Genomic DNA, 13460 nt, shown 5'->3' with positions numbered 1-13460 from the left:
CGCCGTGATGACCGTGGTGGCCGTCCCTCCGGTGGTGGCTACGGTGGTCCGCGTCGCGATGACGACCGCGGTGGCCCCCGTCGCGACGAGCGTCGTGACGACCGTCCGTCCTTCCGCCGTGATGACGACCGTGGTGGCCGCCCCTCCGGTGGCGGTTACGGTGGTCCGCGCCGTGATGACCGTGGTGGCCGTCCCTCCGGTGGTGGCTACGGTGGTCCGCGTCGCGATGACGACCGCGGTGGCCCCCGTCGCGACGAGCGTCGCGATGACCGTCCGTCCTTCCGCCGTGACGAGCGTCGTGACGACCGTGCCCCCCGCCGTGAGGACGACCGTGGCGGCTTCCGCCGCGACGACCGCCGCGACGACCGTCCGTCCTTCCGCCGAGACGACCGCGCCCCCCGTCGCGATGACGACCGCGGTGGCTTCCGTCGCGACGACCGTCGTGACGAGCGCCCGTCCTTCCCGCGTGACGACCGCGCCCCGCGCCGCGACGACCGTGGTGGCTCCGGTGGTCCGCGTCGTGAGGACGACCGTGGCGGCTTCCGTCGCGACGAGCGTCGCGATGACCGTCCGTCCTTCCGCCGTGACGAGCGTCGTGACGACCGTGCCCCCCGCCGTGAGGACGACCGTGGCGGCTTCCGCCGCGACGACCGCCGCGACGACCGGGGTCCGCGCCGCGACGACGACCGTGGTGGGTTCCGTGGTGGCCGCGATGACCGCGGTGGTCGCCCGGGCGGTGGCTACGGCCGTCGCGACGACCGGCAGGGTGGCGGCGGCTACCGTGGCCGCGACGACCGCTCCGGTGGCTTCGGCCGCCGCGACGACCGCGACGACCGTGGCGACCGGGAGCCCGTGAAGCGGCTGCCGATCCCCGACGACGTGACCGGCGACGAGATCGACCAGGACGTGCGGCAGGAGCTCATGAGCCTGCCGAAGGGCCTCGCCGAAGAGGTCGCGCGGAACCTGGTGATGGTGGCGAACCTGCTGGACGAGGACCCGGACCAGGCCTACGAGTACTCCCGGGTCGCCCTGCGCCTCGCGTCGCGCGTGGCTGCCGTCCGTGAGGCCGCCGGCTTCGCCGCGTACGCCACGGCCAAGTACTCCGAGGCGCTCGCCGAGTTCCGTGCCGCCCGCCGGATGACCGGCTCCGTCGAGCTGTGGCCCGTCATGGCCGACTGCGAGCGCGGCCTGGGCCGCCCGGAGCGTGCCCTGGCCATGGCCGGCGAGCCCGAGGTGCTGAAGCTCGACAAGGCCGGCCAGGTCGAGATGCGCCTGGTCGCCGCCGGTGCCCGCAAGGACATGGGCCAGGCCGACGCGGCGGTCGTGACGCTGCAGAGCCCCGAGCTCGCGTCGAACTCCGTCCAGCCGTGGACCGCGCGACTGCGGTACGCCTACGCCGAAGCGCTCCTCGACGTCGGCCGTGAGGCCGAGGCCCGTGAGTGGTTCGCCAAGGCTCTCGAGGCCGACCAGGGCGGCACGACCAACGCCTCCGACCGGCTCGCGGAGCTGGACGGCGTCGAGTTCACGGACGCCTTGGCAGAAGACGCGACCGAGGACGTCACCGAGGCCGCGGCAGAGGCCGCGGCCGAGGAGGAGCCCGAGGCCGGGACTGAGGCCGTCGAGTCCGAGGCCGTCGAGTCCGAGGACATCGAGCCCGAGGCCGTCGAGTCCGGGGCCACCGAGCCCAAGACCGTCGAGCCCAAGACCGTCGAGACCGAGGCCGTCGAGCCTGAGGCCACGGAGGCCGAGGCCACCGAGGCGAAGGACCGCGACGCCGACTCCGACAACCGGAGCTGACAGCCTGCTTGATCACTTGTGATCAACGCAGTTGAGGGTGGGACCCTGGACCGACCGGGGTTCCACCCTCAATGTTTTTCCCTCAATGTTTTTCGCGGCCGGCTTCAGTTCAGCGCCAGGCTCCGCAGCACCAGCCCCGTCGCCGGCTTAGGGCCGAACGACGTCGACTTGCGCGGCATCGTCACGCCCTGTTCGGCGAGTTCCCGTACGACGTCCTCGTGCACGGGGTGCATCAGCACCGCCGTACCGCCATGGAGTTCGGCCTGCTGGACGGCCGCCGCGGTCTCGTGGATGTACCCGATGTACTCGGGGCCGTCCGGCACCCGCCAGACGTGTTCCAGCAGCGCCGAGTGCAGAACCGTCGCGTCCAGCTCGCGCCAGGCCTGCGGGCGGTCGGTGGGGACCGTACGCGCCAGCAGCTCGGGGTCCGGCCGGTCCAGGAGGTGGAAACGGCCGTCACCGGCGAGCACGAAGGCGTTGCCCGGCCCCGACGCGGCGTCCGCCAGCGCGTCGAGGGCGTTCTGCAGGGGGCCGTCGATCGTGCGCACCCGGAACGCGTCGCCCAGCCGGTCCAGTGCCTCGGCGACCGGCAGACGGTGCAGCAGCCGGTGGATGGCCCGGACGCGCAGCGGGTAGCGGGCCGTGTCCACGAGGAGGACGAGGCCGAAGTCCCAGGGGCCGGGGGCGGGCTGCTCGGCGCGGAGGCGGAGGTAGGTCGCCCAGCGGTGGTGGCCGTCGGCGATGAGGGCGTGCTGGTGCGAGAGGTCCTTGTCGACGAGGGCCAGGTCGCGGGGGTCGGTGATGGACCACAGCCGGTGGGCGTAGCCGTCCTCCGTGGTGGTGGAGAGCAACGGCTCGGTGCGGATGACCCGCTCGATGACGGCGGCCGCGCCTTCCGCGCCGTCGCCGTTGCCCCGGTAGGAGAAGAGCAGGGGCTCCAGATTGGCGCCCGTGTCGCGCATCAGGGCTGCGCGGTCCTCGATGATGTGGGGCATGACGTCCTCGTGGGGGAGGACGACGCCTTCCTCACGCGGGGTGAGGCGCAGCGCGCCGATGAGACCGCGCTGCAGTATGCCGTCGCCGCGCTGTTCGTAGACGTAGAGCGCGGGCTCGGGATCGGCGGCGAGTACGTGCTCCTCCTGCCAGCGGCGGAGCGTCTCCGCTGCCTGGCGGTGCCGGTCGGCCGCGGTGGCGGCCTGGGGGAGGATGAGCCGGACGATGTTGTGCGGGTCGGCGGTCTCCAGGTGGCGCAGGCCGTCAGGCCGGACGACGACGTCGTACGGTGGTGAGGTGACCGCCGAGAGGCTGCCCACCCGGTCAGGGACATAGCGCAGCCCTCGGAAGGGGACGAGTTGAAGCCCCTGTCCTGCGAGACTGCCGTTGGCGCCGTTGCCGTGGCCTGAAGTGCTCATTGTGAAATGTTATGTCTCATGGCCGGATGAGCAATGATCGTGGAAGAGACGTACAGCACAAGGAGCGAACACAGGATGAATCAGACCGTCCGGACCCGGCCCGACGGCAGCGACAGGCGGCTGAGCGCCGCCTATGACACGGCGCTGCTGGACCTCGATGGCGTGGTGTACGCCGGTGGCGAAGCCATCGTGCACGCGGTGGAATCGCTGGGGGTGGCCCGGGAGGGCGGGATGCACCTCGCGTACGTGACGAACAATGCGGCGCGTACGCCGGAGACGGTGGCCGGGCACCTGACCGAGCTGGGCGTGCCGGCCGAGCCGGCGGATGTGATCACCTCGGCGCAGGCGGTGGCCCGTCTGATCTCCGATCAGATCCCGTCGGGCTCCCGGGTGTTGGTGATCGGTGCGGAGGGGCTGCGGGTCGCGCTGCGCGAACGCGGGCTCGTGCCGGTGGAGTCGGCGGACGACGAACCGGCCGCGGTCGTGCAGGGGTTCGGCGGGATGGAGATGCCGTGGGGGCGGCTGGCCGAGGCGTCGTACGCGGTGGCCCGGGGCGTGCCCTGGTACGCGTCCAATACGGACCTGACGATTCCGAGTGCGCGGGGCATCGCGCCGGGCAACGGTGCGGCGGTGCAGATCGTACGGATAGCCACGGGTGCGGAGCCGCAGGTGGCGGGCAAGCCGCTGCCGCCGATGCATCGCGAGACGATTCTGCGGACCGGGGCCGAGCGGCCGTTGGTGGTCGGGGACCGGCTCGACACGGACATCGAGGGCGCGCATGTGGGCGGCGTGGACTCGCTGCTGGTGCTGACCGGTGTGACGACGGCCGCGCAGCTGATCGCGGCGCGGCCGGAGCATCGGCCGACGTATGTGGCGGAGGATCTGCGGGGGTTGCTGGAGCCGCACCCGGCGGTTTCCGGCTCTGCCGATGAGGGGTTCCGGTGCGGTGGTTGGACCGCGTCGGCGGACGGTGAGGCCCTCGCCCTCGGCGGGGACGGCGATCGGATCGACGCACTGCGGGCGTTGTGCGGTGCGGCTTGGGCGGCGGCGGGGGAGGCGTCTTGCGGCCTGGACGCGGGGAAGGCGCTGGCGCGGCTGGGCTGGTAGGGGTTCTTTCCCCACCCCGGTCCGTTCCCGCTGTATCCGGCGTGCGGCTCCGCCGCGTGGCGGGGGCTCCCGCCCGGCGGACCCCCGGTCCTCCGGCAGCAGAATTCAGCCCGTCCGGCGATTGAGGACTTGAGGACAAGCAGCGGACAAGAAGGGGGTCAGCCCAGCTCAGCCAGCAGGTCTTCCTCCGTGGCGCCGTGGCGCCAGTAGCCGGTGAAGGTGACCGCGCGGCGGTCGAAGCCGCGGTCGCCCACGAGGTGGCGGCGCAGGGCGCGGATCGTGCCGGATTCGCCGGCGATCCAGGCGTAGGGGTTGCCGGAGGGCAGGGCCGCGGAGCGGACGGCGTCGAGAACGGGCCGGTCGCCGGCGTTGCCGCGAATCAGCCAGGTGATGTCGGCGTCGGCGGCCGTGGGCAGGTCCTGGACGTCGCCCGGATGCGCCACCTCGATCCAGACCTTGGCGGGAGTGCCCGCCGGCAGCCAGGAGAGGATGCCGGCCGCCGCGGGCAGCGCGGACTCGTCGGCGGTGACCAGCACCCAGTCGGTGCCGGCCGGCGGCTGGAAGTCGACGCCGCCGTTGTCCTCGGCGACCGGGCCCAGAATGGCGACGCGGTCGCCGGGGCGGGCGGTACGGGACCAGTGCGAGGCGGGCCCGCTGTGACCGGTGCCCTTCCCGTGCTCCCCGTGCTCCCCGTGCTGCCCGTGCTCCCCGTGCTGGACGAAGTCGACGTCCAGCTCGTCGGGTTCGCGGCGCAGCTCGCGGACGGTGTACGAGCGCATGACGGCCCGCACCGCCGGATCCTGGGTGCGCCACTGCGCGTACCAGCCCGGGCCCAGGTCGTCCGGGAGGACCGGGGCGTCCTGGCCGGGGCGGGGCAGGAAGAGTTTGAAGCGCTGGTCGCGGCCGCCGGTGACCATGTCGCCGAGGCGGTCGCCGCCGAAGGTGACGCGGACCAGGGAGGGGCTGATCCGCTCGGTCCGTTCGACCTGCAGGTCGAACCAGCGGTAGGGCGGGGGCGGGGCGTCTGTCATCGCGGGAGACGGTCCTTTCGGTTCGGTCGGTCGGGGGCTCCCGGTGTCAGGACGCCTTCTTCGCCTTCTCGATCGCGGCCGCGAGGCCCTCGAGGAGCGGCGCGCAGCCGGCGTAGGAGAAGCGCGGTTCGCTGAGCCAGGGGCTCACCTGCCCGGCCTTGACGGCGGGGAGCTGCTCCCAGGTGGGCTTGACGGCGAGGTCCTTGGGCTGGAGGGCGGAGGTGCGGCTGTCCAGCAGGATCAGGTCGGCCTGGTACTTGTCGGCGTTCTCCCAGCTCAGGCTCTCGAAGTAACCGCCCTTGTCGAGCTTTTGCGGGACGACGAAGTCGACGCCGAGCTCGCGGAAGTACATGAGGTCGGCGTTGACGGCAGGGTTGGAGACGTAGAACAGGTCGGCGCTGCCGGAGGCGGCCATGACCTTGAGGGGGTGGGACCTGGCGGTCCGGCGCAGGGTCTCGGCTGCCTTCTCGAAGCGCGCCTTGGCGTCGACGACCTTGCGGGCCGTGAGATCGGCGCCGAGGGATCCGGCGAGCGCGGCGTAGCGCTTGATGGGCTCCAGCATGGAGACCCGGGCGGCGGTGAGGCCGACGCTGGGGGCGAGGCCGAGGATCTTCTTCTTGCTGTCCTCCGGCACGTACCACAGCGCGTCGGGCTCGAACATGTTGCTGATCAGCAGGTCGGGGCCGATGCCCGCGTACTTCTCGATGTTGAACTCGCCCCAGGCGTTGCCGAGGACCGTCAGTTTGCCGACGTCGAGGTCGCCGGCTTGCGGGTCGGGCTTGCCGTCCTTGAGCGTGGTGGGGCCGAAGACGCCGACGCACTCGACCCCGAAGTCGTGGAGTGCGGCCGCGGTGCCGGTGAAGGCGACGATCCGCCGGGGGGTCCTGCCGGCCTCGACGGTCCGGCCGCGGTCGTCCTTGAAGGTCCACGGCCCGCTCCTGGCGCCGGCCGGGCCGGAGGTGCCGGCCGGACCGGAGGACGAGCCGCCGCCCCCGCACGCGGTGAGCAGGGCGCCGATGCCCAGGGCACCACCCGCCGTCAGGATGGAGCGGCGGGATGGAGCTATGGCGCGGGGGGTGCTCATGGGGTAGTGCTTCTCTCCGTGAGGAACAAAGGTGAGGGTAGGCTAACCTAACTGGGTGTTGGTCGACAGCCCCCCTCAACCGAGCGCCGCCGCCCCCCAGGCCGCGCCACGCCGCCCAGGCGCGCTGCGCGCCGCCGGACTGCCGGCCGCGACGGGCGTCCTGCTGCTGGTCGTCGTCGCGTCCGTCGCCGTCGGCGCAAAACAGATGCCCCTGGACCAGGTCTGGCACGGGCTGTTCCACTACACCGGCAACGAGACGGACGTGGTCGTACGGGACGTCCGTGTTCCCCGCACCGTCCTCGGGCTGCTCGTCGGCACCGGACTCGGGCTCGCGGGCACGGTCATGCAGGCCCTCACCCGCAACCCGCTCGCCGACCCCGGGCTGTTCGGCATCAGCGCCGGAGCCGCGGCCGCCGTCGTCTCCGGCATCAGCTTCCTCGGCGTCACCTCACTGACCGGCTACGTGTGGTTCGCCTTCCTCGGCGCGGCCCTCGTGTCCGTGGTCGTCCACGCGCTCGGCGGCACCCGGGGCGCCACGCCCGTACGCCTCGCCCTGGCGGGCACCGCCGTGAGCGCCGCCCTCAACGGCTACATCTACTCCGTCGAGCTGATGGACTCCGCCGCCCTGGACAAGATGCGCTTTTGGACCGTCGGTTCGCTGGCCCCGGCCAACGCCACCGTGGTCGCGCAGGTCGCACCGTTCATCGCGGTGGGCGTGGTGCTGGTCCTCGGGCTGGCCAAGCCGCTCAACGCCATGGCCCTCGGCGACGACCGGGCCCGGGCGCTCGGCACCCGGCTGACCACGACGCGCGTCCTCGCCCTGGGGAGCGTCACCCTCCTGTGCGGCGCAGCCACCGCCGCCTGCGGGCCCATCGTCTTCATCGGGCTGATGGTGCCGCACGCCGTCCGCTCGTTCACCGGCCCCGACCTGCGCTGGGTCCTGCCCTACACGGCGATCCTCTCGCCCGTCCTGCTGCTCGGCGCGGACATCGCCGGCCGCGTCGTCACCCGCCCCTCCGAGCTCCAGGCCGGCATCGTCACCGCACTGATCGGCGGGCCCGTCTTCATTCATCTCGTACGGCGCCGGAGGATGGCTCAGCTGTGAAGGCCCTACGCACCCGAGGCGGACTGTCCCTGCGCGTGGACCCGCGGGCCACGCTCGTCGTCCTGCTGCTGGCGGCCGCCGCGCTCGCCGCCTCCGTCGCCCTCATCGGCACCGGCGACTACCCGATGTCGCCCGCCGACGTCCTGCGGACCCTGGCCGGCAACGGCACCGCGGCGCAGGAGTTCATCGTGCACGACCTGCGACTGCCGCGCGTCCTCGTCGGCCTGCTCGCCGGCGCGGCCCTCGCTCTGGCCGGTGCGGTCTTCCAGTCCGTCTCCCGCAACCCCCTGGGCAGCCCGGACGTCATCGGCCTCGGCCAGGGCTCCACGGCGGGCGCGCTGGCGGTCATCGTCCTCTTCCGGGGCGACACCGGGGCCGTCGCCGCCGGAGCCGTGGCCGGCGGCCTCCTCTCCGGGGCCGCCGTCTATGCGCTGGCCTGGAAGAAGGGCGTGCACGGCTACCGGTTCGTGCTCGTCGGCATCGCCATGGCCGCCATCCTCACCGCCGTCATCGGCTACCTGCTCACCCAGGCCGGTCTCACCGACGCGGCCCGCTCGACGGTATGGATGGTCGGCTCCCTCAACGGCCGCGACTGGAGCCAGGTGTGGCCCCTGCTCGCCGCGTGCGCCGTGCTCGTACCCCTGGTCCTCGGCCACAGCCGGGGCCTGCGGATGCTGGAGACGGGCGACGACTCGGCGTACGCGCTCGGCGTGCCCGTCGAGCGGACGAGGCTGGTGACCATGGCGGCCGCCGTGCTGCTGACCGCCGCCGCCACCGCCGCCTGCGGGCCCGTCTCCTTCGTCGCCCTCGCCGCCCCCCAGCTCGCCCGGCGCCTGACCCGCTCGCCCGGCCCCGGCCTCACCGCCGCCGCCTGCACGGGCGCGGCCCTGCTCGTCACCGCCGACTGGGCCTCCCAGCGGCTGTTCGGCGCGGACCAGCTGCCCGTCGGGGCCCTCACCGGCATGCTCGGCGGGTGCTACCTGCTGTGGCTGCTGTTCACCGAGCGCAGGGCGGGGCGGATATGAGTACACCCAAGGACAGGACCACCACCGTGAGTGACACACTCGCGGCCACCGGGCCGCAGACGACTGCGACGGCCGCACCTCGGCGCCGCGCGGGCGGAGAAGCGAACAAGACGCATACGGCGAGCCGGCTTTCGGCCGAATCCGTCACCCTCGCCTACAACGGGCGGGTGATCGCCGAGAACCTCTCCGTCACCATCCCCGACAACTCCTTCACCGTCATCGTCGGCCCCAACGCCTGCGGCAAGTCCACGCTGCTGCGCGCCATGTCCCGGATGCTCAAGCCGGCCTCCGGCTCCGTACTGCTGGACGGCTCGGCCATCGGCTCCCTCCCCGCCAAGAAGGTCGCCCGCACCCTCGGGCTGCTGCCGCAGTCGTCGGTGACGCCGGACGGCATCACCGTCGCCGACCTCGTCGCCCGCGGCCGCTACCCGCACCAGGGGCTGCTGCGGCAGTGGTCACCGCAGGACGAGCGCGTCGTCGAGGAGTCGATGGCGGCCACCGGCGTGGCGGCCCTCGCCGACCGGTACGTCGACGAGCTCTCCGGCGGACAGCGGCAGCGCGTGTGGATCGCCATGGCCCTCGCCCAGCGCACCCCGCTGCTGCTCCTCGACGAGCCGACCACGTTCCTCGACATCCAGCACCAGATCGAGCTCCTGGACCTGTGCGCCGAGCTCCACGAGAGCCAGGAACGCACCCTCGTCGCCGTCCTCCACGACCTCAACCACGCCGCGCGCTACGCCACCCACCTCATCGCCATGCGCGACGGCCGGATCGTCGCCGAGGGCGCGCCGGCAGACGTGGTGACGGCTGCCCTCGTCGAGGACGTCTTCGGGCTGCGCTGCCAGGTCATCGAGGACCCGCAGACGGGCACCCCCCTGGTCGTACCGGCCGCCCGCCGGGCCCGTACGGCGGCCGCCTCCACAGGGGTGGCCGCCGCTACAGGATCGCGCGGAGACGGAGCACGTCCCGCAGGCCCGCCTTCACCTTGACCCGGCCGCCGGCCCAGGCACGCGCGAAGTTCAGCTTGCCCTCGACCAGGGCCACCAGATCGTCACCGGTCATCTCCAGGCCGATCTCGGCCCGCTGCTCCGGCGTGCCCCGCACGGTGCGCACCTCCTTGATGTGGCCGTCCCGGAGGTGGCCCACGAAGGTGACGTCGAGGTCGGTGACGTGGCAGCTGAGCGAGCGGTCGGGCGCGGCGGCACCGCGCAGATCACCGCTCGCGCCCGCGAGATTCTCCGCCAGCCGGTCGAGTGCGCCCAGGCACTCCTCAATGGTCGCCATCGCAATGGACGGTACCCCAGGGGGCCGGGAACACAGGACAAGCCCGCGTTCCGAGGTAGCGTCGGAGTCATGACCGACCCGACGCAGCCGCAGCCGCAGCCGCCGCAGCCCCTCGGCGTGGAACGCACCCCCACCGGCAACGCCGACGTCGACGAGCGGCTGGCCCGGCTGGCGGACGCCGACCACCTCGACGCCGGTGGCCACCTGCGGGTGTACGAGGATGTACACCAAGGGCTGCGCGACGCGCTCACCGCGCTCGACCAGCGCCCGGGGCCGCCGCCCGCGGCCCCCACGCGTCCGTACGACAACAGGAGCTGAACCGCACGTGGCAGTGACCCGCCGCCGACTCGACGCGGAGCTGGTGCGCCGCAAGCTGGCCCGTTCGCGTGAGCACGCGAGCCAGCTGATCGCCGCAGGCCGCGTGACCGTCGGCGGTACGACGGCCACCAAGGCCGCCACGCAGGTGGAGACCGGCGCCGCCCTCGTCGTCACCCAGGACGACAGCGACCCCGACTACGTCTCGCGCGGCGGCCACAAGCTCGCGGGCGCGCTCGCCGCGTTCGTCCCGAAGGGCCTGAAGGTCGAGGGGCGGCGGGCGCTGGACGCGGGGGCGTCCACGGGCGGCTTCACCGACGTCCTGCTGCGCTCGGGCGCAGCCCACGTCGTCGCCGTCGACGTCGGGTACGGGCAGCTGGCCTGGTCGCTGCAGAGTGATGAGCGGGTCACCGTGAAGGACCGGACGAACGTACGCGAACTGACGCTGGAGCAGATCGACGGGCTGCCGGTGGATCTCGTCGTCGGCGACCTGTCCTTCATCCCGCTCGGCCTGGTCCTGCCCGCACTGGTGCGCTGCGCCGCGCCCGACGCGGACCTGGTGCTGATGGTCAAGCCGCAGTTCGAGGTCGGCAAGGAACGGCTGGGCACGGGCGGTGTCGTGCGCAGCACCCAGCTGCGGGCCGAGGCGGTACGGGCCGTCGCCGGCCGCGCGGCCGGGCTGGGGCTCGGCGTACTGGGGGTTACGGCCAGCCCGCTGCCCGGACCGTCCGGCAATGTCGAGTACTTTCTGTGGCTGCGCGCCGGTGCGCCTGAACTGGACCCGGCCGACGTCGACCGAGCAGTGGCGGAGGGGCCCCGTTGACCACTTCAGAAGCACCATCGGCAGTACCGGCTGGACGCACCGTTTTCCTGCTCGCCCACACCGGGCGCCCAGCGGCCATCCGCAGTGCCGAACTCGTCGTCCAAGGGCTGCTGCGCTGCGGCATCGGCGTGCGGGTGCTGGCCGAGGAGGCCGCCGACCTGCCGCTGCCGGGTTCGGCGGAGCGCGTCGAGGCCGGCCCGGGCGAACCGGATGCCCTCGAGGGCTGTGAGCTGCTGGTCGTCCTCGGCGGCGACGGCACGCTGCTGCGCGGCGCGGAGTTCGCGCGGCGGTCCGGGGTGCCGATGCTGGGCGTCAACCTCGGGCGCGTCGGCTTCCTCGCCGAGGCCGAGCGCGACGACCTGGACAAGGTCGTCGACCGGGTCGTCACGCGCGCCTACGAGGTCGAGGAGCGGATGACCCTCGACGTCCTCGTACGCACCGACGGGCACATCGTGCACAGGGACTGGGCGCTGAACGAGGCCTCGGTCGAGAAGGCGGCGCGGGAGCGGCTGCTGGAGGTCGTGACGGAGGTCGACGGGCGGCCCGTCTCGCGGTTCGGCGGGGACGGTGTGGTGTGTGCTACGCCGACCGGGTCGACCGCGTACGCCTTTTCGGCGGGCGGGCCTGTTGTATGGCCTGAGGTCGAGGCCCTGTTGATGGTTCCCATCAGCGCGCACGCGCTGTTCGCCAAGCCGCTGGTGACGGCGCCCGACTCGGTGCTGGCGGTGGAGGTGCAGCCGCAGACGCCGAACGGGGTGCTGTGGTGCGACGGGCGGCGGACCGTGGAACTGCCGGCCGGGGCGCGGGTGGAGGTACGGCGTGGAGCCGTGCCGGTGCGGCTGGCGCGGCTGCATCACGCGTCGTTCACGGACCGGTTGGTGGCCAAGTTCGCGCTGCCGGTTGCCGGGTGGCGGGGGGCGCCGCACTAGGCCGTGGCCGTGGGGCCGGGGGCCCCGGCCCCTCCGGTCGGTTGTCAGCCTCGGCGCCGGTCGGACAGGCGCTTGCGGGCCTCTGTCAGGGCCGGGTCCCGGCCCGACGCCAGGTCCTCCTCTGTGAAGACCGGCGTCCGGACATCCGGCGCTATGCCGTCGCCGTCGTACGTCGTCCTGCCGTCGGCCGCGCTCAGGAACTCCTCGTTCGGCAGGCCGAAGCGCCAGCCGTTCGGCAGCCGTCGCTCGAGGACGTCCGAGAACGAGCCGTTCGTGTTCTGGCCGATCCGTACGGCGGCGGGCGTGCGGCCCATGAGCGCCTGGGTCGTGGTCTCGCCCGCGCTGATCGTCAGGCGGCCGGTGAGGACCGCGACGGGGCCCGTGTAGGCGCCGGCCTTGTGCGGAACCACCTGCACCGCTTCGGCCGGTGTGAACGTGCGGGGGTCCTTGGGATCGTTCCGTGCGTGCTTGAGGTACGCCGTGTACGGGCGGTCCGTCAGCCGCTCGGCGACGCGCAGGCCCAGGCGGTCGGAGCCGCCGCCGTTGAGGCGCAGGTCGAGGACCAGGCCGCGCAGGGCCTTGGGGCCGGTGGTCCGCCCGGGGGTGAAGACGGCGTCCAGGGCGCGGTCGAGTTCGGCGCTGTCCGCCTCGAAGGTGTGGTCGTCGGTGTAGTTGACGAAGCCGGTCAGGCGGAGGTAGCCGGTGCCGTCCGGCAGCTCCGCGAAGGCGATCTTCCCTTTCCCCTTGCCCTGGCCCCATGTGCGGAGCCGGGAGGCGCCCACGTTGTCGGTGACCGACTTGTCGATCTTCGCGATGAGTTCCGGCGTGGGGAACGGGGTGTCCTCGCGGTGCCCGCCGAAGCAGTTCCCCGGGCTCTCGTCGCATGCGCCCCTCATCAGGTACGTGTGCCCGTCGTGCAGCGGCTCGGTCATCTTCCTCAGGACGGCGAACAGCTCGTCGTCCGTGGTCCTGTCGGTGACCTGCGGCCGGTAGCGGTCGCGGACGGCGCGCCAGTCGACGCCCTTCGCGGCGAAGAAGGGGTAGTTCTCCGCGTACGTCTGCCAGAAGGTGTCGAACACGGCACGCTTGTCCTTGGCCGGGTGCTCGTCGCGGCAGGCGGCGGGCAGGGTGGCGATGCGCCGCAGTGTGCGGTGGCCCACGCTCCCCGCGTAGCCGAGCCGGGCCCGGCCCGGGCCCGCCGGGGTGAGGGTGATACCGGGCGTGCCGGTCAGCTCGGTGACGTCGCCCGGCAGGCAGCCGGCCCCCGCCGTTTCGTATGCGCGCAGCCGCCGGCCCCCCTCCTCGACGGAGACGACCGTGCCGTAGCCGTCCATCCGCCACACGCCGTCCAGCGCGGTGGCAGAAGCCGGCCGGGACGAGTGGGCGGTCGCGATCTGCGCGCCGGCGACGGTGGCGAGGGCGATGGCCGTGCTGAGTACGAAAGTGGCGGCGTGGCGGCCGCGCTCGCGGATGATCATGGTTCCAGCCTGACGCCCCAAGGGATGCCGGGGCGATGGAGCGGTCACCCGGAACGGTGGTGGGGTTCTC

The 13460-nt window shown here is 73.0% G+C and carries 14 protein-coding genes; 9 read left to right on the top strand and 5 right to left on the bottom strand.

Annotated elements, in window-relative coordinates; genetic code table 11:
• Both AB0F13_RS15170 and AB0F13_RS15165 read left to right on the top strand, forming a co-directional pair.
• The coding region (locus AB0F13_RS15170; RefSeq protein ID WP_362080917.1) for a hypothetical protein at positions 1-856 on the top strand (856 nt) is incomplete at its 5' end.
• Positions 853-1797 carry a hypothetical protein gene (locus AB0F13_RS15165; RefSeq protein WP_362080914.1) on the top strand — a complete coding sequence of 315 codons (945 nt, stop codon included), beginning with the start codon at positions 853-855 and terminating at the stop codon, positions 1795-1797. The genes AB0F13_RS15170 and AB0F13_RS15165, both read left to right, overlap by 4 nt.
• Before the next feature lie 104 nt (positions 1798-1901).
• On the opposite strand, the gene AB0F13_RS15160 is transcribed toward AB0F13_RS15165, so the two are convergent.
• Positions 1902-3209 (bottom strand): DUF1015 domain-containing protein, encoded by a 1308-nt coding sequence (locus AB0F13_RS15160; protein ID WP_362080911.1) that lies wholly within the window; start codon positions 3207-3209, stop codon positions 1902-1904.
• Between the two features lie 75 nt (positions 3210-3284).
• Here AB0F13_RS15160 and AB0F13_RS15155 point away from each other — a divergent pair, with 75 nt between their 5' ends.
• Positions 3285-4316, top strand: a complete 1032-nt coding sequence (locus AB0F13_RS15155; RefSeq protein ID WP_362080908.1) for an HAD hydrolase-like protein — start codon at positions 3285-3287, stop codon at positions 4314-4316.
• A 158-nt stretch (positions 4317-4474) separates the two neighbouring features.
• On the opposite strand, the gene AB0F13_RS15150 is transcribed toward AB0F13_RS15155, so the two are convergent.
• Together AB0F13_RS15150 and AB0F13_RS15145 are read right to left on the bottom strand one after the other, a co-directional pair.
• Positions 4475-5347, bottom strand: coding sequence for a siderophore-interacting protein (locus AB0F13_RS15150; protein ID WP_362080905.1), 873 nt, complete (start codon positions 5345-5347; stop codon positions 4475-4477).
• A gap of 46 nt (positions 5348-5393) precedes the next feature.
• Positions 5394-6431 carry an ABC transporter substrate-binding protein gene (locus AB0F13_RS15145; protein WP_362080902.1) on the bottom strand — a complete coding sequence of 346 codons (1038 nt, stop codon included), beginning with the start codon at positions 6429-6431 and terminating at the stop codon, positions 5394-5396.
• A gap of 55 nt (positions 6432-6486) precedes the next feature.
• Here AB0F13_RS15145 and AB0F13_RS15140 point away from each other — a divergent pair, with 55 nt between their 5' ends.
• From AB0F13_RS15140 to AB0F13_RS15130, 3 genes are read left to right on the top strand one after another with little or no spacing between them, the layout of a single operon-like run.
• Positions 6487-7536: an iron chelate uptake ABC transporter family permease subunit gene (locus tag AB0F13_RS15140; protein WP_362080899.1), complete on the top strand. Its 1050-nt coding sequence runs from the start codon at positions 6487-6489 to the stop codon at positions 7534-7536.
• On the top strand, positions 7533-8561 hold the full coding sequence (locus AB0F13_RS15135) for an iron chelate uptake ABC transporter family permease subunit (protein ID WP_362080896.1): 1029 nt from the start codon (positions 7533-7535) through the stop codon (positions 8559-8561). Before AB0F13_RS15140 ends, AB0F13_RS15135 begins: the two co-directional genes overlap by 4 nt.
• A 26-nt stretch (positions 8562-8587) precedes the next feature.
• Positions 8588-9550 carry an ABC transporter ATP-binding protein gene (locus AB0F13_RS15130; RefSeq protein WP_362080893.1) on the top strand — a complete coding sequence of 321 codons (963 nt, stop codon included), beginning with the start codon at positions 8588-8590 and terminating at the stop codon, positions 9548-9550.
• On the opposite strand, the gene AB0F13_RS15125 is transcribed toward AB0F13_RS15130, so the two are convergent.
• Positions 9498-9845: a sterol-binding protein gene (locus AB0F13_RS15125; RefSeq protein ID WP_362080890.1), complete on the bottom strand. Its 348-nt coding sequence runs from the start codon at positions 9843-9845 to the stop codon at positions 9498-9500. The genes AB0F13_RS15130 and AB0F13_RS15125 overlap by 53 nt on opposite strands.
• 69 nt (positions 9846-9914) lie before the next feature.
• On the opposite strand from AB0F13_RS15125, the gene AB0F13_RS15120 reads away from it, so the two are divergent.
• The 3 genes from AB0F13_RS15120 to AB0F13_RS15110 are packed head-to-tail and all read left to right on the top strand — an operon-like array spanning position 9915 to position 11912.
• Positions 9915-10163 carry a hypothetical protein gene (locus tag AB0F13_RS15120; RefSeq protein ID WP_362080887.1) on the top strand — a complete coding sequence of 83 codons (249 nt, stop codon included), beginning with the start codon at positions 9915-9917 and terminating at the stop codon, positions 10161-10163.
• Positions 10164-10176: 13 nt separating this feature from the next.
• Positions 10177-10983, top strand: coding sequence for a TlyA family RNA methyltransferase (locus AB0F13_RS15115; RefSeq protein WP_362080967.1), 807 nt, complete (start codon positions 10177-10179; stop codon positions 10981-10983).
• Complete coding sequence (locus AB0F13_RS15110; RefSeq protein ID WP_362080884.1) at positions 10980-11912, top strand: NAD kinase; 933 nt, start codon at positions 10980-10982, stop codon at positions 11910-11912. Before AB0F13_RS15115 ends, AB0F13_RS15110 begins: the two co-directional genes overlap by 4 nt.
• Positions 11913-11956: 44 nt before the next feature.
• Here AB0F13_RS15110 and AB0F13_RS15105 read toward each other — a convergent pair whose 3' ends face one another.
• Entirely contained in the window at positions 11957-13390 is a 1434-nt protein-coding gene (locus AB0F13_RS15105) for a S41 family peptidase (protein WP_362080881.1), read from the bottom strand.
• Positions 13391-13460: the final 70 nt, after the last annotated feature.

Origin of the sequence: Streptomyces sp. NPDC026206, from assembly GCF_040638465.1 — a bacterium.
Taxonomy (GTDB): Bacteria; Actinomycetota; Actinomycetes; order Streptomycetales; family Streptomycetaceae; genus Streptomyces.
The sequence above is the reverse complement of the archived record's forward strand: the minus strand, read 5'-3'. Positions and strand labels throughout refer to the sequence as shown.

Excerpts from the sequence above, each read along its gene's own strand:
- AB0F13_RS15160 (WP_362080911.1), bottom strand. The coding sequence starts at position 3,209 with ATGAGCACTTCAGGCCACGGCAACGGCGCCAACGGCAGTCTCGCAGGA.
- AB0F13_RS15155 (WP_362080908.1), top strand. The coding sequence starts at position 3,285 with ATGAATCAGACCGTCCGGACCCGGCCCGACGGCAGCGACAGGCGGCTG.
- AB0F13_RS15150 (WP_362080905.1), bottom strand. The coding sequence starts at position 5,347 with ATGACAGACGCCCCGCCCCCGCCCTACCGCTGGTTCGACCTGCAGGTC.
- AB0F13_RS15145 (WP_362080902.1), bottom strand. The coding sequence starts at position 6,431 with ATGAGCACCCCCCGCGCCATAGCTCCATCCCGCCGCTCCATCCTGACG.
- AB0F13_RS15125 (WP_362080890.1), bottom strand. The coding sequence starts at position 9,845 with ATGGCGACCATTGAGGAGTGCCTGGGCGCACTCGACCGGCTGGCGGAG.
- AB0F13_RS15120 (WP_362080887.1), top strand. The coding sequence starts at position 9,915 with ATGACCGACCCGACGCAGCCGCAGCCGCAGCCGCCGCAGCCCCTCGGC.
- AB0F13_RS15105 (WP_362080881.1), bottom strand. The coding sequence starts at position 13,390 with ATGATCATCCGCGAGCGCGGCCGCCACGCCGCCACTTTCGTACTCAGC.